The 24,664-nt window shown below is 39.0% G+C and carries 21 protein-coding genes; 8 read left to right on the top strand and 13 right to left on the bottom strand.

Going from position 1 to position 24,664, the window contains the following annotated elements; translation table 11 throughout:
* Positions 1 to 115 precede the first annotated feature (115 nt).
* The gene (locus tag LC419_RS07135; RefSeq protein WP_223606694.1) at positions 116 to 655 is read right to left on the bottom strand and encodes a 2'-5' RNA ligase family protein; all 540 of its coding nucleotides are present in this window, start codon (positions 653 to 655) and stop codon (positions 116 to 118) included.
* A gap of 82 nt (positions 656 to 737) precedes the next feature.
* Here LC419_RS07135 and LC419_RS07130 point away from each other — a divergent pair, with 82 nt between their 5' ends.
* From LC419_RS07130 to LC419_RS07120, 3 genes are read left to right on the top strand one after another with little or no spacing between them, the layout of a single operon-like run.
* On the top strand, positions 738 to 1,061 hold the full coding sequence (locus LC419_RS07130; protein WP_223606693.1) for a PadR family transcriptional regulator: 324 nt from the start codon (positions 738 to 740) through the stop codon (positions 1,059 to 1,061).
* Positions 1,058 to 1,780 carry a hypothetical protein gene (locus tag LC419_RS07125; RefSeq protein ID WP_223606692.1) on the top strand — a complete coding sequence of 241 codons (723 nt, stop codon included), beginning with the start codon at positions 1,058 to 1,060 and terminating at the stop codon, positions 1,778 to 1,780. Before LC419_RS07130 ends, LC419_RS07125 begins: the two co-directional genes overlap by 4 nt.
* A 46-nt stretch (positions 1,781 to 1,826) precedes the next feature.
* Entirely contained in the window at positions 1,827 to 2,441 is a 615-nt protein-coding gene (locus LC419_RS07120; RefSeq protein ID WP_223606691.1) for a hypothetical protein, read from the top strand.
* On the opposite strand, the gene LC419_RS07115 is transcribed toward LC419_RS07120, so the two are convergent.
* The gene (locus LC419_RS07115) at positions 2,425 to 3,534 is read right to left on the bottom strand and encodes a serine hydrolase domain-containing protein (RefSeq protein ID WP_223606690.1); all 1,110 of its coding nucleotides are present in this window, start codon (positions 3,532 to 3,534) and stop codon (positions 2,425 to 2,427) included. The two genes, LC419_RS07120 and LC419_RS07115, sit on opposite strands and share 17 nt — an antisense overlap.
* Before the next feature lie 164 nt (positions 3,535 to 3,698).
* On the opposite strand from LC419_RS07115, the gene LC419_RS07110 reads away from it, so the two are divergent.
* The gene (locus LC419_RS07110) at positions 3,699 to 5,108 is read left to right on the top strand and encodes a pyridoxal-dependent decarboxylase (RefSeq protein ID WP_223606689.1); all 1,410 of its coding nucleotides are present in this window, start codon (positions 3,699 to 3,701) and stop codon (positions 5,106 to 5,108) included.
* 29 nt (positions 5,109 to 5,137) lie between these two features.
* Here the strand turns inward: LC419_RS07110 and LC419_RS07105 are convergent, their stop codons facing one another.
* From LC419_RS07105 to LC419_RS07095, 3 genes are all read right to left on the bottom strand, one after another.
* Positions 5,138 to 5,848 (bottom strand): diphthine--ammonia ligase, encoded by a 711-nt coding sequence (locus tag LC419_RS07105; RefSeq protein WP_223606688.1) that lies wholly within the window; start codon positions 5,846 to 5,848, stop codon positions 5,138 to 5,140.
* An 87-nt stretch (positions 5,849 to 5,935) separates the two neighbouring features.
* Positions 5,936 to 6,814, bottom strand: a complete 879-nt coding sequence (locus tag LC419_RS07100; protein ID WP_223606687.1) for a hypothetical protein — start codon at positions 6,812 to 6,814, stop codon at positions 5,936 to 5,938.
* An 85-nt stretch (positions 6,815 to 6,899) separates the two neighbouring features.
* Positions 6,900 to 10,247, bottom strand: coding sequence for a methylmalonyl-CoA mutase family protein (locus LC419_RS07095; RefSeq protein ID WP_223606686.1), 3,348 nt, complete (start codon positions 10,245 to 10,247; stop codon positions 6,900 to 6,902).
* A gap of 185 nt (positions 10,248 to 10,432) precedes the next feature.
* Here LC419_RS07095 and LC419_RS07090 point away from each other — a divergent pair, with 185 nt between their 5' ends.
* Complete coding sequence (locus LC419_RS07090; RefSeq protein ID WP_223606685.1) at positions 10,433 to 10,765, top strand: hypothetical protein; 333 nt, start codon at positions 10,433 to 10,435, stop codon at positions 10,763 to 10,765.
* Positions 10,766 to 10,827: 62 nt separating this feature from the next.
* Here LC419_RS07090 and LC419_RS07085 read toward each other — a convergent pair whose 3' ends face one another.
* A complete protein-coding gene (locus LC419_RS07085) occupies positions 10,828 to 11,934 on the bottom strand; it encodes a DUF3667 domain-containing protein (protein ID WP_223606684.1) in 1,107 nt (368 codons plus the stop codon).
* A 354-nt stretch (positions 11,935 to 12,288) separates the two neighbouring features.
* Between LC419_RS07085 and rplM the strand changes: the two genes are divergently transcribed.
* The 3 genes from rplM (at position 12,289) to rpsB (ending at position 14,106) form a co-directional block, all read left to right on the top strand.
* The gene (gene rplM, locus LC419_RS07080) at positions 12,289 to 12,744 is read left to right on the top strand and encodes a 50S ribosomal protein L13 (RefSeq protein ID WP_034706094.1); all 456 of its coding nucleotides are present in this window, start codon (positions 12,289 to 12,291) and stop codon (positions 12,742 to 12,744) included.
* A 6-nt stretch (positions 12,745 to 12,750) separates the two neighbouring features.
* Positions 12,751 to 13,137 carry a 30S ribosomal protein S9 gene (gene rpsI, locus LC419_RS07075; protein WP_034706090.1) on the top strand — a complete coding sequence of 129 codons (387 nt, stop codon included), beginning with the start codon at positions 12,751 to 12,753 and terminating at the stop codon, positions 13,135 to 13,137.
* A gap of 207 nt (positions 13,138 to 13,344) precedes the next feature.
* The gene (rpsB, locus tag LC419_RS07070) at positions 13,345 to 14,106 is read left to right on the top strand and encodes a 30S ribosomal protein S2 (protein ID WP_034723189.1); all 762 of its coding nucleotides are present in this window, start codon (positions 13,345 to 13,347) and stop codon (positions 14,104 to 14,106) included.
* Positions 14,107 to 14,275: 169 nt separating this feature from the next.
* Here the strand turns inward: rpsB and LC419_RS07065 are convergent, their stop codons facing one another.
* From LC419_RS07065 to LC419_RS07035, 7 genes are all read right to left on the bottom strand, one after another.
* The gene (locus LC419_RS07065; protein ID WP_223606683.1) at positions 14,276 to 14,713 is read right to left on the bottom strand and encodes a DUF6759 domain-containing protein; all 438 of its coding nucleotides are present in this window, start codon (positions 14,711 to 14,713) and stop codon (positions 14,276 to 14,278) included.
* A 4-nt stretch (positions 14,714 to 14,717) separates the two neighbouring features.
* Positions 14,718 to 15,410 (bottom strand): DUF6759 domain-containing protein, encoded by a 693-nt coding sequence (locus LC419_RS07060; RefSeq protein WP_223606682.1) that lies wholly within the window; start codon positions 15,408 to 15,410, stop codon positions 14,718 to 14,720.
* A gap of 20 nt (positions 15,411 to 15,430) precedes the next feature.
* On the bottom strand, positions 15,431 to 16,108 hold the full coding sequence (trmB, locus tag LC419_RS07055) for a tRNA (guanosine(46)-N7)-methyltransferase TrmB (protein ID WP_223606681.1): 678 nt from the start codon (positions 16,106 to 16,108) through the stop codon (positions 15,431 to 15,433).
* A 97-nt stretch (positions 16,109 to 16,205) separates the two neighbouring features.
* Positions 16,206 to 16,979 (bottom strand): DUF6759 domain-containing protein, encoded by a 774-nt coding sequence (locus LC419_RS07050; protein WP_223606680.1) that lies wholly within the window; start codon positions 16,977 to 16,979, stop codon positions 16,206 to 16,208.
* A gap of 202 nt (positions 16,980 to 17,181) precedes the next feature.
* Positions 17,182 to 17,970 (bottom strand): hypothetical protein, encoded by a 789-nt coding sequence (locus LC419_RS07045; protein WP_223606679.1) that lies wholly within the window; start codon positions 17,968 to 17,970, stop codon positions 17,182 to 17,184.
* Between the two features lie 320 nt (positions 17,971 to 18,290).
* The gene (locus LC419_RS07040) at positions 18,291 to 21,689 is read right to left on the bottom strand and encodes a T9SS type B sorting domain-containing protein (RefSeq protein ID WP_223606678.1); all 3,399 of its coding nucleotides are present in this window, start codon (positions 21,687 to 21,689) and stop codon (positions 18,291 to 18,293) included.
* Positions 21,690 to 21,802: 113 nt separating this feature from the next.
* A complete protein-coding gene (locus LC419_RS07035; RefSeq protein WP_223606677.1) occupies positions 21,803 to 24,643 on the bottom strand; it encodes a T9SS type B sorting domain-containing protein in 2,841 nt (946 codons plus the stop codon).
* Positions 24,644 to 24,664: the final 21 nt, after the last annotated feature.

The raw sequence follows: 24,664 nt of genomic DNA, 5'->3' as shown, positions 1-24,664 counted from the left end.
TAATTTTAAAGTTGAATAAGAACAGAATAATACGTGTTGTTTCCGACCTCAATAACTTCCTTCTTCTATCTTGGAGCTTCCTGACTCAATAAATGCCGGTTGTATAAGCCGGCATTTATTGTTCATGAATGTTTCCTGTGAGTTTCTTTTCTGCAATGGGAACCCAATTCTGATCATGGCGGAGAAGCAATATTTTATCAACTATGAATTTAGTTTTGTATTCTTTTTCTTTATATACTTCCCATGCTTTCAGGTAGTTATCATAGCTGAGGTTTCTGTAACCAACGGTCATATGGGAATGGAAAGAATATTTGATAAAATTGAAATGCTGTTTTACGTTTTGATGAAGGATATTTAAATTTTCATTCGGTTCAGGCTGTACAAAGAGGACAGGATTTTTGGGATTTGGAAAACTTCCGAAACCGTTTAGTAGTATTTCAAAGGGAGGCAGATCGGTATCTATCTTTTGAAAAGCTGCATGAATGTCACTCTCCAACTCCAGCTCTCTGGAGAAGGGTGGAAATAAAGTGATATGGGCATCATTTTTCAATGCTTTTGAATTATCATAGTTCAAAGCAAGATCTTCTTTAAAAATCTTCACCTCGTCAATGATTTCCTGTGGAGGATAGATCGCAATGAAATACATTTTTTTCATACAGCAAATTACATTTTTTTGAGAAAAACTTTATACATAAGAAAATTATGCATAGATTTGAAAGGTATAAAAAAAGGATCATTTGAAAAAGAACAGTCTTTACAAAGGAACACTCCAGAACATTATCTTAAAGCTTCTTTCAAAAGAGGTAAAAATGTATGGGTATCAGATTACGCAACGGGCAAAAGAGCTTACAGAAGGCGAGCTTGAAATGACCGAGGGTGCGCTGTATCCGCTGTTACATAAACTGGAGAATGATGGAATGATCACTTCAGAAGTTCAAAAAATCAACGGTAGAGACCGGAAATATTATCTTTTGACGGAAAAAGGAAAAAAGCATCAGGCTGTTCAGGAGAACGAAATGAAAAGTTATTTGTTAAACCTAAATACCATTTTTAACATATGATGACCGAGGTACAGGAAAATGAGGTGACGGACTATCTTATCTTTCAAAAGCTTCCACTGGATATTTTATTGGAAGTAAAAGACCATATGATGTCGCAGATTTCAGATATTGAGCGTAAAGACAATCTACATTTTGAAGAAGCTTTCGTAAAGACTAAAAGATTGTGGGAGAATGAGTTTAAAATGACCAGCTATTCTGTTTTTTACTCAGAGCCGATTCCTGTAATTGTCAAGAAAATCATTAAAGGGAACAATCATAAAATGCTTAAAAAGTCATTTTTACTTGCCTTAATCTCTTTTGTCATCAATCTGTTGCTGATTTACAGTTCTAAAAGCGAGGAACAGTATGCCGTGTTCTTTAAAGTACAGAATTCTATATTTTTTCTGGCTCCGGTTATCGTCTGGGCATTCCATTACAAAATCCGGAAGTTTATCAGAACAGATTTTAAGTATAAAGGAAAATTGTTTTATACCATGTATCAGCAAAATATAGGTTTACTCGTGATATGCCTTATGTCGATGGCGCAGGTTATTACAAAAGACGGAAAGTCGATCTACTTGTTTTTTAAAACTCAGCATCATGATGAATTCATCAGTGTCCTGATTTCTCTCGCTTTTATTTTTACGCTGCAGACATTTATGATTTTTGGATTATTCAATTTCTTTGAACATAAAAAATCCCTTAAAAAACTACAGAATTTTCTTCAGACTGCGGCCTGATAGATTGAATAAACAACTGAAAATTACCATTTAATACCTATTAAACATGATAAATACGGCACAGGAAATTGAGATCATACAGTATCTTGTTTCGAAAAAACTGGAGCAGAAATTATTGCTGGAAATCAAGGATCATTTTATACTTCAGATATCAGACCTGATGGAAGAACACCATGAAAGTTTCCAGGAAGCTTTTCTCCAAACCAAAATGAACTGGAAAAGTGAACTTGAAATGGTAAGAGCAGATTTTTTATCGGCAAGAAGAATGACCAGAATTGAAAAGGATATTCTTCAGAGCCGTTTCAAAAAAATGAGTGGTTATGCACTGGCTTTTTCATTGATTTTTTCAGGGTTGTTCTTTATAAAACCCGACTTGTATAATGATGCACAGATCCTCTTATTAGTGATAGTATCAGGTCTTTCGGTGTATAATTTCATGCGGAAAACGATGAATTTCAGTGAATATTTTCAGATCAGCTTTCATCCTTTGCTTTTGAAAAATCTTTTTGCAGGAGTCACATTGATTGCCATTTCATGTTTCTTTTTTCAAGATGTTCATACGGCGCTATCTGTGATGATAAAGCCTTTCTTTTTGTGTGCAGCGGCGATTCAGATCCAGCTTTTATACTGGAATGCAAAAAAGGTTAATGTTTTAATCTAAGCTGTAACAACGTATTCTCAAGGTTATCCGTTATCTTTTTAACTTCAACATGAGGCCTGAAGGTAGAACTCTTGCCCTTTTCTTCATCTGCAATATTCGATAGAATCACAACGGATGTTTTGGTTTGCGGATAATAAATGTTCAGAGAAGGAGAGCCTTTTATATAGCCGCTGTGAAAATAGCTTTCAGGCTTGCCTGTATTCATCATGATCCCGTAGCCATATCCCATTTTCCCAAGAATAGCATGATGTCTTTCCGCACTTTTGGATGTGAACTGCTTTAGCGTTTCAGGTTTGAGGATTTTTCCACCATAAAGCACATTATTCCACAGGTGAAGATCCTCTATGGTAGAGAGAATACCTCCGGCAGGAGTGCCTATGTCTTTACTGCCCAGTCGCTTCGGCATATTGGGAACTTCCTGGGTATTTTTTTCATTACCCAGATAAGCACTGGCGAAATGATTTCCTTCAAACGTATTTCCGGTAGAAGAATTTTTCATTCCTGCTTTTCTGAAGAGTTCATGTGCATTTTCGTTATATGATTTTCCGGAAACCGTTTCCACGATTTTACCCAAAGCATTAAAACCGTCATTGGAATAGAAGAAATCCGAACCGCTTTTAAACATCAGCTTGCCTCCAAAAGTATTAAGGCCTGAAGTATGATTCAGAAGCTGATGGATGGTGATGTTCTCATACTCTTTGATCTGAAATTCCTTAAGATATTGGGAGGCCTTGTCAGTAACATTCAGTTTTCCCTGTTCCATCTGAAGAAGAACTAAAGCTGCGGTGAACTGCTTGCTTACGGAGCCTATGGCAAAAACAGTACTGCTGTCTATCTTTGTTTTCGTTTTAAAATTGGAATAACCGTTTTCTTTCCTGTACAGCTGCAGTGAATCTTTGAAGACAGCAATGCTTCCGTTGAAATTGTATTTTTTAAAGACAGAATCGATTTGCTGCTCCAAAAGGGTTTTCTGGAAAGCCACTATCGTAGAATCAATGATGGCATTTTTGTCAACCGGTTTTATTTTGGGAATTTCGGTTTTACATGAACATAAAAAGTAAAAAAGGAACAGAAATGTAATTTTTTTTATCACAGGTGCGTTTTTAGATTAAGATTGAAGTTATTGATATTAAGAATAATGCCTATTTAAATGTAAGAAAATTCTTAGAAGTCTCAAAGAGATGCAAAATTTATGCTAATACAGGGGATTATGTGTATAAGTATTTTTATTTTTGAATAGATTATCAATCCATCATCATGAAAGAATATTTGAAAAATGATTCTGACCAAATAGATCAGATCCTGGAAACTATAAAAAACCAGGGGATAGAATACCTCAATACTATTGCAGAAAGACCTACTTCTGTAAGTAATATGCCGGTATCTGAAACGCAAAATCTGCCTGAACAGGGGTTTGGAACTAAAGAAGCATTAAGAATATTCAATGAAAGGTTTGAACCGATCATGGTGGGTTCAGGAGGACCGAGATATCTGGGATTTGTAACCGGAGGTGCTACTCCTGCTTCGGTAGCCGGCGATTGGCTGGCTACGATTTATGATCAGAATACGCAGTCAACAAAAGGACACGGAGATATTTCAGCCAATATAGAACTGGAAACCATAAAAATTTTGCTGGATCTTCTTGGGCTGCCGGATAATTTCCTGGGAGGATTTGTGACCGGTGCGACCATGTCAAATTTTACCTGTTTGGCAGTTGCCCGCCAATGGGTGGGAAAAGAGCAGGGAAGGGACATCGCGAAAGACGGAATTTCAGGGCCAATAAACATATTAACAGCAACGCCTCATTCCTCCGCTATAAAATCTCTGTCGCTTCTGGGAATCGGAAGTGGTCATATTACAAAGATTAAAACGGCGGGAGAAGATCGTGAATCCATCTCTGTAGAAGATCTGGAAGATCATATCATCAGGCTTAACGGGGAACCATTTATTCTGATTTCAAGTGGAGGAACGGTGAATACGGTTGACTTTGATGATTTTAAGGCAATTCATGCATTAAAACAAAAATATAAATTCTGGTGGCATATTGATGCGGCTTTTGGAGGTTTTGCAGCCTGTTCAGATACTTATAAACATCTTGTAGAAGATTGGGAATATGCAGACAGTATTACAGTTGACTGTCACAAATGGCTCAATGTTCCATATGAAAGCGCCGTGTTCTTTGTCAAAGAGCAATACAGAATTTTACAGGTGGAAACTTTTCAGAACTCCAATGCGCCTTACCTTGGAGATCCGTTAGAGAGTTTCGGCTATTTAAACTTCCTTCCTGAAAACTCGAGAAGATTAAAGGCTCTTCCCGCATGGTTTTCGTTGGTAGCTTACGGAAGAAAAGGATATCAGGGTATTGTAGAAAATAACGTCAAGTTATCTAGACAGTTTGGGCAGATGATTGAAAACAGTGATGGTTTTAAACTCCTGGCTCCGGTCAGATTAAATACGGTCTGCTTCACCCTTAAAGATATCGGAAAGCAGGATGAGGTAGGAGCGTTTTTAGCAATGCTTAACGATACCGGAAAAGTCTTCATGACGCCTACTTTCTATAATCATCAGAATGGAATCCGGGCTGCTTTTGTCAATTGGAGAACCACTGAAAAAGATGTTCAGCTGATATTTGAGGTGATGAATACCATTATTTCTGAGTTGACATAAAAGGTCAGAAAATCCTTTTGGAGCAGCGTTTATTTCAAAATCAGATCGCAGAACCAGAAAACATAGGCTCCGTCCTCATCTTCAGGACTGGCTTTAGGTTTGGGATAGGTTTTCTTTACCGTTTCCCCGATTTCAAAATGAACGGCTTCTCTGAAGATCGGTCCGTCAAAAGTAAACGTGTGGAATTCTCCGTTTTCTCCACAGGGATCAACATTTTTCGGTAGGTCACGAATAAAATCAGGGTCAATGATTCTTCCTGCGAAACTTTTATCGAGGTACGTTTCATTCACGCAGGTGACGATCGTTTTAAAACCAAGATCCAGAAACTCGTGGATAAGATTTGTCGTGTTTTGTTTCCAAAGCGGAAAAACAGCTTCCATACCTATTGATTTTAGCTGGTCTTCACGGTATTTCCGGAGGTCTTCCAGAAAAATATCCCCAAAGACAGATTGCGTGATTCCCATTGCCTGAATTTCAGACATCGTCTTATTCATAAGTTCCCGGTATTCTTCCATGGATGGTTCTTTGGGAAGTTCCATTTTAATCAGAGGTAAGCCTAGATTGTCAGCCTGTTTTTCCAATAGCGAAACATGAACGCCATGCATGGAAATTCGCTGAAATTCCTTATTGACACTCGTGAGAAGCGTAATGACTTCAGTTTGGTTTTCCTGCAAGGTTTTATAAAGGGCAAGAGCAGAATCTTTTCCGCTGCTCCAGTTGAATACGGCTTTGGGTTTCATATCGCAAACATAGTAAATATTGAAGATAAAAACCTGTCAGAAATTATAAATGAGTAGCGGCTTCTTCTCTGATTCCGGCTCCTGATCTTAATTTCTTCTGCGGTATGATAAGACAACTCCGTATTGAAGATTATAAGTTTTCCCAAGAAGTTCTTCAGCATAGTCTTCTGATAAAAAATAAGACTCTATATCGGAATCGTTTTTATTTTTATCATAATCCTCATAAGAAATCTCTTCACCATCTAAGAAGTATAGTGTATTTCTTTTGTCCGGGTTAAAATCTATCTTTTTAGCTTTATCAATGTTTAAATCTAATGAATTGTCTTCTTTTGAACGTCTGCTGTTGGCAGATAAAAACAGCTTACTTTTATTGGATTCATCCTCGAAAACATAGATATTTTTGAAGCTGATGTCTTCTTCAGAAATTCCGATTTCACCGGAAAAATAGGAATAAGTGGAATATTTTTTTGAAAGAGTGAGAATACTTGTTTTTTTATACTTCCGTGCTATTTCTTTGTTTCCTGAAATGTTAAATTTCACTGTTTTTGTTTTAGGTCTGTAAAATTCTCTGTCCTTATCCGGAGCGTCCTGCGAGTCGGATGGTGCGGCGTAAAAGATCATACCAATTTCTAATGTTCTAAGAGTATCTCTTGTTTTGGATTGTCCGTTGAGACTGGACGTGAACATTGCGGCAATGAATATTCCGCTGGCAATTTTACGAAATGGAAGTTGAAAAAGCTGGTAATTTATTTTTGTTTTTTCTTCATCAATATATAATCTGCTCTTCTGTATTTTTCCACATACAGATGGATTGGAACTTAGTAATAGCTGAATTTCTTCATCTGTTTTGCCGGTAAGATCATACACTTTTTTTGAGCATAGGTCACAAAATTTTCCTCCCGGAGCCTGCTGCATTTTGTCCCAGTTTTCACTGCATGGATTTGAAATCTGAAATTCTTTTTTCATCATCGTCAACTTTAGATTAAAAATACAAAAAAACCTCAAAGAAAATTCCTTGAGGTTTAATTTATATAAGTGAATCCAGGTTGGATTACATATTTCTTCTGTACTTACCACCCACTTCAAACAAAGCATTGGTAATTTGTCCAAGAGAACAGTATTTCACGGCATCCATCATCACTGCAAATAAGTTCTGCTGGTTGATGGCGGCATACTGCAGCTTTCTAAGAGCTTCCTCACATTTGTTCTCATTTGATTTCTGGAAATTATGAAGCGTTTCGATCTGAACCTGTTTTTCCTCTTCTGTAGAACGGATCACTTCTCCCGGACGAACCGTTGGTGAACCATCTTTTCCAAGGAAAGTATTCACCCCGATGATCGGATATTCTCCCGTATGCTTCAGCCATTCGTAATGCATAGATTCTTCCTGGATCTTGGAACGCTGGTACATGGTTTCCATAGCGCCAAGAACACCGCCTCTTTCCGTAATTCTGTCGAATTCGGTATACACCGCTTCCTCTACAAGATCCGTTAATTCTTCAATAATGAATGAACCCTGTAATGGATTTTCGTTTTTAGCTAAACCTAATTCTTTATTGATGATCAGCTGAATCGCCATAGCTCTTCTTACGGACTGCTCGGTTGGTGTTGTAATCGCCTCGTCATACGCATTGGTGTGAAGAGAGTTACAGTTATCATAGATAGCATAAAGCGCCTGAAGCGTCGTTCTGATATCGTTGAAATCAATTTCCTGTGCGTGAAGAGAACGTCCTGAAGTCTGGATGTGGTATTTCAGCATCTGGCTTCTTTCGTCTGCTCCGTATTTTATTTTCATCGCTTTGGCCCAGATTCTTCTTGCTACACGTCCGATCACTGAATATTCAGGGTCGATACCGTTGGAGAAGAAGAAAGATAAATTCGGCGCAAAATCATTGATATCCATTCCACGGCTTAAGTAATATTCCACATACGTGAAACCGTTGGCCAGTGTAAATGCCAGCTGAGAAACAGGATTCGCACCAGCTTCAGCAATGTGATATCCTGAGATGGATACGGAATAGAAGTTTCTTACTTTTTCAGTAATGAAGAACTCCTGAACGTCACCCATTAATCTTAAAGCAAATTCAGTAGAGAAAATACAAGTATTCTGAGCCTGATCTTCTTTTAAGATATCGGCCTGAACCGTACCACGAACCGTTGCAATGGTTTTAGCTTTAATTTCAGCATAAGCCTCAGCCGGGATTACTTCATCTCCTGTGATTCCCAATAGTTTTAAACCTAAACCATTATTGGAAGGAGGAAGTTCACCGTTATATTTAGGTCTTTCTAGACCTCTGTCGTCAAATTTTGCTTTTAAAACAGCTTCAACTTTGGCTTCAAGCTTATGTTCAGCGATATATTTTTCAACATTCTGATCAATCGCAGCATTCATAAAGAAAGCCAGCAACATCGGAGCCGGACCGTTGATCGTCATCGAAACTGAAGTCATTGCATTAACCAGATCGAATCCTGAATACAGTTTTTTAGCATCATCCAGTGTCGCGATAGAAACTCCCGCATTTCCTATCTTACCGTAAATATCCGGTGGTAATGCAGGATCCTGACCGTATAACGTTACAGAGTCAAAAGCTGTAGACAAACGTTTGGCATCCATTTCTGCAGAAACATAATGGAATCTTCTGTTGGTTCTTTCCGGACCTCCTTCTCCCGCAAACATCCTTGTCGGATCTTCACCGGTTCTTTTAAATGGATAAATTCCGGCTGTATAAGGGAATCCGCCGGGTAAATTTTCCTGGCCTTTCCATTTGATCAGGTCACCCCAATCTGTATATTTCGGTAATGAAATTTTTGGAATTCTTAAGTGGGATAAAGATTCGGTAGACGTTTCCACCTTGATTTCTTTTCCACGTACAAAATAAGAATAGAACTCTTCATGGAAAGCTTTTTTCGTATCGTCCCACGTTCTCAGGAAGTCGATGTTTTCCTGCTGAAGGTCCTTTTCTGCTTTCTGATATTCGGCGTCTAATGTTTCATTGGATAAGAAACTTCTTACGCCTTCGATATGATACATTTTTCTGGCTAGCTCAGCCTGTTTTTCAACATTCGCATCATAAATTCTGTTGTTTTCAACAATTTCAGACAGATAACGTACTCTTTTTGGCGGAATGATCGTTACTTCGTCTGTAATTTCCTGCTCCACGAAGCCCTGTAAATTTAATCCTGAAAATTTATCATTTACTTTTTCAACAAGTCTGTTGTAAAGTTCAGTCGTTCCGTGATCATTAAACTGTGATGCCTTTGTAGCATAAACCGGCATATCGTCCAATGGACTTTCCCACAGTAAATGGTTTCTCTGGAACTGTTTTCTTACGGCCTGAAGCGCATCAAGAGCACCTCGTTTATCAGATTTATTCAATGCTACAAGATCTGCATAGTCTAGCATGTCGATCTTTTCAAGCTGCGTAGAAGCACCATATTCAGGCGTCATTACATACATTGAAACATCAGCAAAGTCTGAAACTTCCGAACCGGACTGCCCGATACCGGATGTTTCAAGAATAATAACATCAGGAGCAGCCAGCTTCAGTACATTCAATGCAGAATGGATGAAAGGCGAAACGGAAACGTTATTTTCTCTTGTTGCCATAGAACGCATATAAACTCTCGGATCATTGATCGCGTTCATACGGATTCTGTCTCCTAAAAGGGCTCCTCCCGTTTTCTTTTTGGAAGGGTCAATAGAAATGATAGCAATTTTTTTATCAGGATTGGAACGGATAAAACGTCTTACCAATTCGTCGGTAAGAGAAGATTTTCCGGCTCCACCTGTACCTGTAATCCCGATAATCGGGATATTTAAGTCTTTTGATTTTTCATCGATAGCCTTGACCAATTCAGGCTTTTCGTCTGAAAAGTTTTCAACGGCTGAAATAATTTTAGCAATGCTTGTGGAGTTTTCAAAATCAATTAAATCCAAATCAGCAGCTGTGATATCTTTTCCTGTTGCGAAATCTGATCTTTTAACGAGATCATCAATCATTCCCTGTAAACCAAGTTCACGGCCGTCATCCGGAGAATAAATCCTGTCGATTCCGTAAGACATGATATCTTCAATTTCTTCAGGCAGAATAACACCGCCTCCGCCACCGAAGATCTTGATCTGTGGAGAGTTTTTCTCTCTTAAAAGGTCGTAGATATATTTAAAATATTCGTTGTGACCTCCCTGATATGAGGTTAAGGCAATAGCGTTGGCATCTTCCTGGATCGCTGTGTTCACCACTTCCTCTGCTGATTTATCGTGGCCAAGGTGGATCACTTCACATCCTGTTCCCTGGATCACACGTCGCATGATATTAATCGCAGCATCGTGTCCGTCAAATAATGACGCCGCGGTTACGATTCTCACTTTATTGGTTGGAGTATATTTTTGGGTTTCCATATAAAAACTAGAAAATTTCTGAATTTTCAAATATAATAATAAAATAAGAACCTTTTGGTTTTGTTTAATGATTTGATTTTAAGAAGGTTGATTGTTGGTTGTGGATTGATTTTTTACCTGCTTACCAATCATTCGTTTAAAAATCATCATTAAAATCTCTATTTTTGCATCATTATCTATAGAATATGAAAAAGGCTTTGATGTATTTTGTGTTGGGAACGGCAGTCAGTTTCCTGATCAATTATTTTTTTTACAGTTCTGAAAACATGGGTCTTGATATCTATTATGCATTAGCCTTTGGGATTGCATGGGGAATTGCTTATTATCTGGATACACCCAATTTCACACTGTCTCAGAAATTAGGTATTTCTTTTGCGGTGATGGGAGTTTTGGTGCTTATCGGAACAGGTTTGTTCAGCCTGGAGCTGGCCATTCCTTCAATCCTTAAATTTTCAACGGTTTTTGTAGCATATTATATGATAGCGAGTTTCAGGGCCAGCAAGTCATTAAGAAAATAAAAAGAAATGAGGCTGTTAAACAAAACAGCCTCATTTTATATTGAATTGCTACATCTTATTATTTAGTGGATCATCAGGAAACTTACCAAAGCAAGACCTACAACCAAAAACAAGAACGCAATATAGTTAATGGTGAATAACAAGACCCCGATAATAAAGCTCACAAAACCGTGTGAATGATACACCCTGCGGTGGGCGATGAAGAAATATGCAATAATGTAGATCGTCAGTACTGACAGGATTATGTATAAAATAAAATTCACCAGCCAAAATTCTGAGAGACTTGCCAATTTGGCAAGTAGAAATACAAACAGAATATTCAATAAAAGGAATGAAAAATAATGCAGAGTGAAAATGCCATGATCAAAATACCACCATTTTTTCTTTTTGTGGAAAATCCATAAGAAGAATGCAAAAATAGGAAGGTAGATGAAAAGAGCTTTCGGTAGATTGTGGAAAGACTTTTCCATAATGTTTTTAAAAATCTCTTCTTTTGTAGCTCCTTTTTCCCTGAGCTCAAAGAATTTATGTGCCACCGGTATTTCAATAAAATCTAGAAATGATGGGTTTTTCGCTGCCGCCGAGTCGTAGGATTTTCTGGTATTATATCCATTAAAACTAAAGTCAGCATCTATTTTATTATCCATTTGCAGAGAGTTTTTGATCGCATCTGTTTTGGAAGAATCTGCAAGTACAGTCAGAGCTTTGATGGATAGAGAATCTTCTTTATCCAGAATAGGTTTGGTTTTGATGCTGTCGATGACTTTTTTTACCTCAGAAGATTTCATGCCATAAAAGAAGCCTGCTTTAGCGCTATCTCCTTTATCTGGTTGGTCGCCAAAGTTGATATTGATCAATGGGAAAAGAGCAAACACGAAGAAAGTTATAAAACTGACAAAAATGTATAGTTTTACAGGTGGAACGAATTTTTGCCTTTTACCTTCGAGATAAATGTTGGTAAGTTTACCTGGATTAAAGAGCAAATTTTTTAGGGTCCCCCAAAACTGGCCGTCATAATGGGTGAAGTCTTCAACAAAATGGGTGAAGAGAAAGTAAAAAGGATGGCGGCTTTCGATATTCTCCTGTCCGCAGTTTGGGCAGAATCTTTCTTCGACCTGATGCCCGCAGTTCTGGCATGTTTTATCTTCTCTGATTTTTCCGTGGCTCATGGATGATTAGGAATATGGTTTGATCGCAAATATAAATAATTCGCGATATAAAATAATCACATTGGTAAGCTTTTACGGAAATGTTTAAAGTAAAGTTAATAAAGAAAGAGTTGAGGGACAAAACTCTTTACTTTATCAGGTGTGTTTTTAGAATCTTCGAATTTTTTTTTTCAACGGTCATTCATTTTACAAGTTCTGTGCCAAAAACAAAACAGTTGTTAAAATCTATTAAAGGAAGGTGAAGATCCGGAGGTGAGATAGATTAAATAAAATATGTTTTCAGGTTACGAAAATTATTTGTACCTTTGCACACCCTTTTAGGGGAAAATTATGTTTAATCTTTAACTAAAACGTGTGAATACATTAAGTTACAAAACTGTTTCAGCGAACAAAGCTACTGCTAATAAAGAATGGGTTGTGGTAGACGCTGAAGGACAGCCGTTAGGAAGACTAGCTTCTACGGTTGCAAAGATTTTGAGAGGTAAGCACAAAACGAACTTTACACCTCACGTAGATTGTGGTGATAACGTAATCGTTTTGAATGCTGGGAAAATTACGCTTTCCGGAAATAAGTGGGCTGATAAGACTTACATCTGGCATACAGGTTACCCTGGTGGACAGAAGTCTATGACTGCGGCTGAACTTCAGAAGAAAGATTCTTTAAAAGTATTAGAAAAGTCTGTAAAAGGTATGTTGCCTAAAAACAGATTAGGATCTGCTTTATTAAAGAACCTTTATCTATATGAAGGAACTGAGCACAAACATGAAGCTCAACAGCCTAAAACAATTAATGTTAACGAATTTAAATAATTAATTATGTCTATAGTTCACAAAATCGGAAGAAGAAAAACTTCTGTAGCTAGAGTTTATGTAAAGCCAGGTTCTGGTGTGATTACAGTAAACGGTAAAGATGCTGCAACTTATTTCTCTACAGACGTGATGGTTTACAAATTAAACCAACCGTTCATCCTTTCTGAGACTGTTGGTCAGTATGACGTTACCGTAAATGTTTTCGGTGGTGGTAATACAGGTCAGGCAGAGGCTATCAGATTAGGTATTTCAAGAGCTTTATGCGAGATCAACGCTGAGTTCAGATTAGCATTGAAGCCTGCTGGTTTACTTACAAGAGACGCAAGAATGGTGGAAAGAAAGAAGCCAGGTCAGAAAAAAGCAAGAAAGAGATTCCAATTCTCAAAACGTTAAGATTTCTTGTGGGCGAATGGCTTATGGCTGTTGGCTACAGAAATGTATTAAATTTTTTTTAAACTTAATCTCGGCGAAAAGCCAATTGCCACAAGCAAATAGCAAACCGCCAATTGCCCGTTACGTTTAGCATCCAAACACTTCTCCCATCTAAAGAAGTTGTTGATTGTTTAAGAAACGGAAAGTAAACTAACAAAAACAGAAAACATGGCAAAAGCAAATGTAAAAGACCTTCTAGAGGCTGGCGTACACTTCGGTCACATGACCAGAAAGTGGAATCCAAATATGGCTCCATACATTTTTATGGAGAAAAACGGTATTCACATTGTAGACTTACATAAAACAGCAGTTAAATTGGATGAAGCTTGTAGCGCTTTAGAAAAATTAACTTCTGCAGGTAAAAAAGTTCTTTTCGTAGCTACTAAGAAGCAAGCGAAAGAAGTAGTTGCAAAGCATGCTGCTGAACTTAATATGCCTTATATTACAGAAAGATGGCCTGGAGGTATGTTAACGAACTTCGTTACAATCAGAAAGGCGGTAAAGAAAATGAACCATATCGACAAAATGAAAAAAGACGGTACGTTCGAAACTTTATCTAAGAAAGAAAGATTACAGGTAGACAGACAGAGAGCTAACTTAGAGAAAAACTTAGGTTCTATCTCTGACATGGTTCGTCTTCCTTCTGCAATCTTCGTTGTAGATATCATGAGAGAACACATCGCTGTAACTGAAGCTAAGAAATTAGGTATTCCAGTTTTCGGTATTGTTGATACAAACTCTGATCCTAGAAAAGTAGACTTCGTTATCCCAGGAAACGATGATGCTTCTAAGTCTATTGATATGATCTTAAACATTGTTTCTGATTCTATCAAAGAAGGTCAGTCTCAAAGAAAAGCTGATAAAGAAAAATCTAAAGAAGAAGGAGAAAAGGTATCTGCTGAAACAGATGCTGATTTCGATGCTGAATAATTAAAGATTTTCTTTAATATAGGAAAAACGCTGGATCTAGATCCAGCGTTTTTTTTGTTGTTTATCATCTAATGTATTGTACTGTGCTTTAAAACGGTATAGTAATGAACAAGCTATAAAATTTATATTTAATAAAAAGAAAACCCGATTCATACAGCGGGTTTTTATTTTAATTGCTAATCTTTATAGCGTATGATGTTGAAATGAATTTCGTAGACTGGTAAGAGGCATTACAAAGCATACCGGACAGTCTGTAGTTTTGGTTTTTAGGAACCATCGTATAACCCACTTTGCCGGCAGCTATCGGAATCTTTTTAAAAAAACCGTTTCCGCTTACGGTAAGGACCATATTGCATCGCGACTGGTTTTCTACAGAAATCGATGTTTTGAGATTAGAGGGAGAATCTGCATTCAAAAGATCATTTAAAACATCTGCCGTTTCAGGCTTGTACGTTTTAATAAGTTCTGAATATTCCCTCTCTGTACTGGCTGTAGTGCTTCCTGAACCCGTAGGATAGGTAGTTCTCGTAGGGTAGCTTCCATAGTTTGCACTACAGCTGATGAGGATAATAAGCGAAATGCCGGAGAAAAAAAACAGCTTTTTCATACAATTATGATCTTTTCTTTTTTATAGCTTTTTCAGGTTTTACTTTTTTCTCATCTTCTGCCAGATTTTTAGCAGGTTCAGATTTCAGGGTGCCGGGATTTTCAATGACTACAAATATACTTTTTTTTATGTCTTTTGCAGAGGTATACCTGATGTCACAAACATTGCTGTTCAGGGTATAAGAACCCTTATTGAGAACAATAAAATTTTCTCCGTGTGCAGGAACAGCCAGGTTATAGAAATTTTTTCCTTCAATTCTCAGAATAATATTGCAATCCGAATTATTTCTGAACAGAAGCACAGCCTCTTTACGAGTAATATCTTCATCAAACATAGCGTTCAGAAGTTGCACCGTCTTTTCTTTATGCTGGTCAGAGGTTTCTGTAATTAGTTTTTTAAATTCCTCCGCATCTTCAGAATTGGAATTTCTCATGAATCTGTTGGGAATATCCGTCATAACAGGTCTGGCTTCCATAGGTTTGGCCTTTGCTGCACCTTTTGTCCATTCAGCATTCTTCAGAGCAATAAGTTTCGGTTTCAGCACACTCCGTTTAGGATCTTCGGGATGTGCGTTTTTTAAATACTCTTCAATGTCCCGGATATTTGTGCTTTTAAGGATGTCTTTGCTGTTTTTCTGCGCAAAAACAAAACCCGTGGTCAGGAAAATGAGGAGGAGAGTCGTTAAATTTTTTTTCATCAATGGGTGTAATTACTTCATCAGCTTATCCGGAATTTAATATACGTTATCGTTTTTCCTTTTGCTGAGAAAAGTTCTTCATAATAGGTTTTTATATCTCTTAAATGTTCTGTATCAGGATCATATTCAGGAGCGCCATAGATGTCATGGTGAGCACTGATGATTTCATGTCCTGCACCTTGCAGATATCCTAAAGTATAGCCATGCAGAAACTCTGAATCTGTTTTTAAGTGAACGATTCCACCCGGTTTCAGGAATTTTTTGTATCGTTCTAAAAAGTCAGGATGGGTAAGTCTGTGCTTGGTCCGTCTGTATTTGATCTGAGGATCCGGGAACGTGATCCAGATTTCGTCAACTTCATTTTCAGCAAAAAAATGATCTACAAGCTCGATCTGTGTTCTGAGAAACGCCACATTGTTCATGCCGCTTTCCACTGCTTCTTTAGCTCCAAACCAGAATCTTGCCCCTTTGATATCGATCCCGATGAAGTTTTTTTCAGGAAATGTTTTCGCAAGTCCTACAGAATATTCTCCTTTTCCGCAGCCCAGCTCCAATACGATTGGATTGTCGTTCTTGAAGAATTCTTTTCTCCATGTTCCTTTAAGTGGAGAACCTTTCAGCGCATCTTCTCTGGTTGGTTGGATAACGTTCGGTAATATCTTGTTTTCTGCGAATCTTGCTAGTTTATTTTTGCCCATCGAGTCATTTTAAAATCCCGCAAAAATAGCAAATTTTGAATAGACTACCTTGCCTTTTACCTATAAAAGACATATACTGAGTATATTCATAGTGCGGCTAAGGTGCTGTCGAGCTCCCCAATGCTACCATGATTGCTTTCTGGATTGTTTTTTGAGAAGCATATTGTGCGCCGCAGACAAGGCTGGTAAAGAGGTACTGACCTTTATCTATGACAATGGAGCTCTCGTCATGAGCCGGAACCGCGAGCCTGTATTTGGTGGTTCCTACACCCTCCATTCTTACAATGATATTACAATCGGATTTATTTTGGATAAGAACAATGCTTTCCTTGCTGTTTGGATCGTTGTCGAATAGTGAGTTTAATATTTTTACCGTTTTGTTTTGATGTTCTACCGGATTGACAGCCATCAGCATATTAAATTCTTCAGCTTCCGCATTAGGAATGGCTGTATTGGCAGCGGCATTAACGACAAATGTATTCTGAACAGTGCTTGGAGTATACACTACGTTAGATTTCTTAGCGGCAAGTTCTGCTTTATATTTTGCGATCTGTTTCTGTTTGATGATGGCATTCATTTCATCGAAGCTGATCTTTGTAGACGGTCTTCTCTTCAAAAGGGCAAGCATTTCCTGCATATCTTTTACTTTCTGATCAGCGGGGTGTGCGTCTTTAATGTAGGCTGTCATCAGTTCCATGACACGGGGCTTCAGTACAGACCTTCGCGGATCATCTGGGTGTGCATCTCTCAGGAAAGCATTGATCTCGTAGATATTCTTGCTTTTTATAACATTGCTGTAGTCTTTTCCCTTTTTCTGGGCAGACACACTAAAGCATAGAACAGAAACAAAAAGTAAAAGTAATTTTTTCATTGACAAATATTAAGTAAAAGTTTGGTGTGCTCTCTTAATTTGTTTTGGTCAATTAGTTTTCTCAATAATAACGATGTTCTTTTGTTTTTATTTTAAACACTTAATTGTGATATGAAATTAAGCATAATTTTAAACAAAAAAGGAATGTATACCATAAATTTTGAATAGTATACATTCCTTTTTCATTATTGATATCAAAAAGCTATTTAATGACTTCCTGAAGATTCGATGTTTTAAGCCTTTTCTGATAGATCGGAAGATATTTTTCGATCGGGATTTTGATCGCCTCAAAATTGCCGGCGAGTACATAGGCTTCTATATTTTCTGAGGTATAAACGAACTGCAGGAAGTTATCCACAAGGTTTTCCGGAATCTTGAACTTGGCAAAATAATCTTTCCCCAGATAATTTTTGATCTGAGATACAGAATTATTCATTCTTTCATACGCCATATAACGCTGTTTTTTCTTTCTGTCTCCCGATAGGATGTCATAGATACTCTCTAAGCTGAAAGTAAGTCCGCCGTCCCTTAATCCGGCGACAGGAAGTTCAGGCGAAGTACCGTCCCCTTTCGGTTCAGGCAGGCCGATCACTTTTTTAAGCGCCAGGCCTTTATCCACTTTACGGATAGAATTTACATCATACCTGAGGTTTCCGGTAGGCTTGAAACGGGTCAGCACAATTTCCTGAATTTCGTAATAGGCGATTTTTAACTCGATTAAATTTTTCTGTTGCATCATTTGGGGAGTAAGTTTCACATCTTTACGTTCGGTAACGATAGATGTAAAACGAACCACATCGCCAGGAGCAGCGGGTAAGTTATAAGTTCCGTTATAATCGGTAAGTACGGTTTTCTGAGTGTTCAGATTGGTGACATAAACCTGATTAAGATATAAGATAGAATTGTCTCTTAAAAATACCTCTCCGGAATAAATCTGTGCACTGAATTTTGCCAGAAAAACCAGCATCAAAAGGGTAATTAGCTTCTTCATATAATTAGGGCAAAATTACGTAGAAATACAGCAATTTATACCTATTAAGATAGTGATCTCAGGTTAAAGTTATATTAAACTTTAAGACTAAACTGTTAATGAATGTTATAAAGTTGTGTAAATAAAAATGATAGGGTGAAATTTTAACCAATATCACGAAATTATTTACCCTGAATTCAGAAAAAAATCTCTGTTTTCCAACATAATATGGATATATAAGCCAAAAGAAGAAATTATTCAGATCAGGAACAGCAATGATAATTCTGCTTCCATCCTTTACCCTCAGCCTCAGCCTTAGTCTTAGTCTCGACCTCAACCTCCTATTTATGTTTCACCAGCAGCCAGCTCGAATACTTTACCGTAGTGGAAGTTCCAAACTCACTCCAGCTGATGAAATACCAGTAGGTAGCGGTAGGTACAGGTCTTCCGCCCATTCTTCCGTCCCATGTAAATCTGTTGTCCGGGGTTCCTCTGAAGATTTCAGCTCCATAGCGGTCGAATATTCTGAATTCCAGATTCGTATGGCTCATCAGGGCAGAATAGTCTATCTGTTCATTGTGTCCGTCGCCGTTTGGAGTGATGGTATTGATCAGATTGATGATAGCAAATGGTCTTGTGACTTCTTCACATAGTTTAGAGTCGCGTACAAAGACCTTGTGGGGACCTCTCGGTACATTGTTGAAAACATTTGAACTCTGCCAGCTTACTCCGTCAAGAGAATATTCGTAAGGAGGAGTACCGCCGCTTGCTCCAACTGTTACCGTCGTGCCGTTGATTTCAAGAGAAGTGATCATTGGTGAAGGAGATTCACTCACTGTAACGGTTTGCCTGTAAACACAGCCGTTAAAGGTAAGTTCTACCCAGTAGGTTCCAGCAGCTACATTCGAAATGGAAGGAGAAGTAGCTCCGGTGCTCCACAAATATTTTTCAAATCCCGGACCGGCATCCAATGTAGTCGTAGCTTTAGGGCAAATGATCTTGTCTGTTAGGATATCAGATTTCTTAGGTGTCTTAACTGTAATTCTGATGGATGCAACCTCAGGACATACTCCGTTTTTCTCGAATCGAATATAATAAGTTTGGGTACCTGTAATATTTACAGGACCTGATATCGGACTGGTGTCATTCTGCGCATCAGCTAACGTTACATGGAAGGTATACGTGACATTAGGGTCCAGGGTAAACTGAGGAATAAACTGCGCAAGATTGACGGATTTTGTTCCATCCAGATCATCGTCACAGATATTGGTAGCCGCTGATGTTGTTATTAAGGTAATTCTTGCACCAATGCTGAATTGCAGAGGTTTTACCACTGCAGCACAGCCATCCGGAGATTCCACTCTGATGTAAATAATCGTTGTGGCTGTATAGCTCCAGTTGTTAGGAAGTGTATTGGCATTTCCGGCATTGGCATCAGCCAGGGAAGCATAATATCTTACGTTGGTAAAATAGGCCGGATTATTCAGGACAATACCTGTGACATTGGGTAATATAACGGTCACGGTTCCATCCAGATTATCATCACAGAAAATACCGTTGTAATTATTCAGTATAATCGCAAGATTGTATAAGGAGAGTGTGATCTGGGCAATACTTTTACATCCCATACTGTTTTTTACCACGGCGTACACAATGGTGCCGTCCGGTGCCGTATAAGCATTTGCTGTAGTGATAAGGGCTGCCGCATTTTCTGCTTGGGCATCCAGAAGGGTAGGGTAATAGGTAATGGTCACGGGTGAATTATTCGTGACATTCGCGTTGGTCAGATTAAAGGTTCCCTGCCCGTTAATGTTACAGGCATTCAAAGTAACATTCATCACCGTAAGAGCAAGGATATTGACCGTGACGGTTACCGTTTCACAATCGGTGAAAACAGGATCATTTCCGCAAAATGTATAGGTAAAAGTATCTGTTCCTGTAGTTCCCGGCGTAGTAACGTTGTAAGTAATGGCACCGGTTACAGGATTTATAACTACTGTACCCAAAGTAGGAGCAGTGACAATAGCCACTGTGGAAGGTATAGGTGTTTGTGTGGAGCTGGTAAATGCCGGAGTAATCACCTGCGAATTACAGACGTTATACGTCGATGTGCTCAGCTTTGTACAGTTAAGTACCTTGAACTGTTCTGTAACCAGCGGTGCACAGCTTCCCATGGTTACGGAGCAGATATAATTTCCGGATTGTGTAGGGGTAATAGATGCTGCTGTAGCTCCCGGAATAAGGTTTCCGTTCACATACCACTGATAGGTGTCATAAATGATCGGGTCTACGGTAAGGACGATGCCCGGGACACAGGTTCCGCCTGATCTTAAAATAACAGGCTGAGTAGGAAAGCCTGCAAAAAAACCTCCGTATCCTACAGCATCACTTCCTGCATTAATTCCTGCAGTGATCGCTTTATCTGAAACTACCGTAATGGTCCCTGTTACATTGGGAATGCCATAAGTTACCCAGTTGTTGGTTCCTGTCATATTGAACGGACCGGTTGATGCCAGGGGAGTGGCTCCGTTTACGGAAACATTGGCCCCCCGTTGGGTAATGAGGTTCAGCTTTGTCGGAATATTAAGAATTCCGGACGGATTAGCATTGGAGTGAACAAAATTCTCGTTAATAAAGCCCAGTTCATTGATTTGTTTCGGAAGATAGCAGTTCAGAGCCGGAATAAAATTGAATCCTCCGGTTGCTACCTCACTTCCTGAAGCGGAATCTCCTGCGAGAACCTGATAGACGTAGGCGTTTTTTGTGGTTCTTAAATAAAGATTATAATGGTTTCCTCCCTGGTTCATATATTTTAAATCAGGAATGATAAAATATTGACCTGCATTTATAGTAGTCAGAGGAGGAATTTCATCGTTAACAAAGATCTGAGTATTGTCTTCAGTCGCAATAACGATAGCACCCTCCATATTGGAGCCTATGCTGCCATTTCCTTTCACGAGAGCAAACTCGGTGCCCAGTCTTTCCACCGGAACGGCCTGATCCATTAAGATATCTGAGCTTGTAGGGTTGTTTCCCGCATACTGACCGTTGAAATTTCCGTTGGTGACGTTTACCGGTTTATTGGCAGTGATCTTTGCTCCGATAAACGGATCGGTGTTTCCGGGGGCAGAACCTATACCGTCTATAATATAAGACTGACCTTTATTAAGGGTAAAGGTCATGGTAGGATTCGTGGCTCCTGTAGTTCCGTTTGAAAATTCTGCAGTAGGTTTATATCCGCTTACAGTAACTGTTGTATTGTCTTCCGTAGCAAGAACGCTGGCCATAAAATTTAAGATAGAATTGCTGACCGTAATGGGTGCGTTCGCAGCGTAAAAATTTTTTCCTGTGGAAGGTATTCCTTTCGAAGTAATGATTTCAGCGTGATTATATACGGAGAATCTTAAATTGGCATAAAAAGGAAATTCGGCCTTTAGATATAATCCTTTCGAAGTAGGCGTAAACAGATCCGCCTGATTGGTGGTGATAATATAGTTTCTGAGTACATCAAATTTCTGGGGATTGTTTTTACTGATATTGACTGTGCCGATAAGCACATTGTTATTATAAATATTGACCGGGAAAGATGTTGTTCTGTTGGTAGATAGGTATAATTTCTGATACGGATTAGGACTTCCGCTTCTGTCCATCATGGGAGCAAACCAATGTTCCCTGTCCAGTTGGGCAAAGGTAAAGGTGAAAAAACAAAATATAAATAAAAAAGATAAAGTTTTCTTCATTCAGTGCGGGAGTTTAACACAAATTTAATAATAAAATGTATTCATCGCCTGAAAAAGTAATAAAAAAACCGCGATTGTAATATCGCGGTTTTGAAACTTATATTTTTTGGAGATTATTCTCTGCCTTTCACAAGAATCCAGCCTGTATATTTTACTGGAGTTTGCTTGCCTGCAGGCTCATTCCAATGAATTTCAAACCAGTAATTCCCGGTAGAAACTCTTTTGCCTCCAATGGTACCGTCCCATTTATAACCGTTGGTTTTATCACCCTGGAATATTTTGCTTCCGTATCGGTCGAAAATACTAAACTCAAGGTTCTTTTTACCTGACAGCAATGAATAGTCCAGAACATCATTTACGCCGTCACCGTTTGGTGTAATGGCATTGATCAGATTAGGAATTGTGATTTCTACCTTGATAGGATCGCAGTTGTAGCTGTCCTTCACATATACCGTGGATATGCCTCTTGCCACATCCGTAAATATATTGGAATCCTGCCACAGGATATTGTCAATTGAATATTGATAAGGAGGGTTTCCGCCTATGACAGATACAGTAACAGTGGTATTGGAAACTTCAACATTGGAAACGACTGGCTGCTCCGAAGCGTATACTTTTACGGTCTGAAGGGTCACACAGTCTCCTGTTTTCAGTTTTACCCAATAAGTCCCCACTCCAGCATTGGTGATTGCCTGTGTAGTGGCACCCGTGCTCCATTCGTAGCCTGCGAAACCAGGACCGGCATCCAGTGTTGTTTTATCTTCAACACAAATAATTTTGTCAACAAGCACGGCAGATTTTACAGGAGCAAGAACGGTAAGTGTTACCTGTGCAATTCTGTAACAGCCATTCGCATTGATTACTTTTACATAAGCAACTCCGGTAGGGGCAATATAGGTGGTAGGATTCAGGATCTCGTTCGTACTGTTGTCAGCATCCGTAGGAGATGGGTAATATTTTTTAGTAACTCCCGGCTGTACGGTGACAGGGGCATTGGTAAGATTAAATAAGCCTGTAGCAGGATTCGCTTCCAGGAAACATGCCCTTAAAGCAGCATTGTTAACAGTAGGGCTTTCTGAAACAGTTAAATTTAAGGTAACCTGCTCACAATCTGTAAAGTTCGGATTGTTTCCGCAGAATTTATAAACAAAAGAATCAGGTCCTACGTAATTAAAGGCAGGTGCATAGCTGATCACACCTGTAGCAGGGTCAATCACCGCATTACCATTTGTAGGAGGAGTAATGATAGTCACAGAGCCGGGTACCACAGACTGTGTGGAATTGGTAAATGTAGGAACAATCAGTTTTACCCCGTCGCACACTGTTTGGTTTGATGTAGTTTCTGCAAGACAGGTGAAAACTTTGTAGACAGGAGTAACAATCGGAGGACAAGATCCTACGGTTATCTTTACGGTATATTCACCGGATTGTGTAGGGGTAAAAGAATTGCTTACAGCACCCGGAATAGGGTTGCCGTCTCTGTACCATTGATAAGAATCAAAGCTGTCATCCAATTCAAGGACAAGTCCCGGAATACAGTCTCCGGTCTGCTTGGCAATGACCGGAATAGATGAGAATCCAGCGAAATATCCGCCGTAACCTACCACACCACTTCCTCCGGAAATCCCTGCCGTTACAGCTTTTGTGGATGTAATAGTAACGTTTCCTGTCACATTCGGGACAGAATAAGATACCCACGATGTAGTTCCTGAAACCGGAAAAGGTCCCTGTGTAGCAGGAGGTGTTGCTCCGTTTACTGTAACTCCGGCTCCAGTTTCTGTAAGGATATTTAATTTTACACTGTTGGTAGTAGGAGGGAGAATATTAATATTTCCTATTTCGTCAATTTTTCTTGGAAGATAACAGTTCAACGGTGGAATATAATTAAATCCGATCGTCGCATTACTTGTTGCCACCCCTGCCAGTAGCTGATACACATAAACATTTTTGGTCGTTTTAATGTACATATTATAATGGTTGTTCCCCTGGTTGATGTAATTCGTATTGCTCAGTTTGTTGACTCTGTAGCTTTCTCCTTCACTTAAGGTCACGGCAGGGGTTGTCGCATTATTAATGTATACCTGAGTACCACCTTCGGTGGCTACGATCAGGGCATCTTCCATTCTTTCACTGATGTCTCCGTTTCCTTTTACAAGAACGAATTCATTTCCCAATCGGTCCGTAGGTACAGATTGATCCATTACGATATCAGACCCATCGTGGATGGAACCCGGAGGAATGATGGCAAACTGACCGTTGAAATTCCCATTGGTGACGGAAATCGGTTTGTCAGCTTCTATTTTGGCTCCAATGAAGCCTTCTTTGTTTCCTGCCATATCACCTGTTCCCTCAATGATGTAAGATTGTCCCTTATTAAGGGTAAAGGTGAGGGTAGGATTGGTTACAGCGGTCCAGCCGTTGGTAAATATAACGTTGGCAGAATAATTTGAAACGGTGACCACGGTATTATCTTCCGTAGCCATAATGCCAGCCGTAAAGTTCAGGGAAACCAGAGGGTTTTCCAGTGGTGAAACTACGGCATAAAACTTCTTACCGATTCCGGCTTTACCTTTAGAAGTCAGGATCTCACCATGACTGCTCACGGAAAATCTGAGGGTAGCGAAATAAGGTTTAGTTCCCTTTGTGTAAATTCCTTTATTTACCGGAGCAAACATCTCAGAAGTGTTGCTGGTAATAATGGATCCCAAAGGAATCTGGAATGTCTGGGGCGCACCCTTTGCAACCGTCACTGTTCCAAGCAGGGTATTGTTGCTATAGATTTCCACAGGAAAAGGAGTGGTAGAATCTGTTGAGAAATACAATGCCTGCTGTGGGGAAGAAATCTGGGCACTTCGTGCGGCCATAGGAGCAAACCAGTGTTCGGTGTCTCTTTGGCCATAAAGCGGATTGAATGCTGTAAAAAGCAAAATAAAAGTGAGTAAAAATATTTTCATTTATTTGGAAATTAGGATTGT

The organism is Chryseobacterium sp. OSA05B, assembly GCF_019970065.1.
In the GTDB taxonomy this organism is placed as follows: domain Bacteria; phylum Bacteroidota; class Bacteroidia; order Flavobacteriales; family Weeksellaceae; genus Chryseobacterium.
Note: the sequence above shows the minus strand (reverse complement) of the source record. Positions and strands in the feature narration are given on the sequence as shown.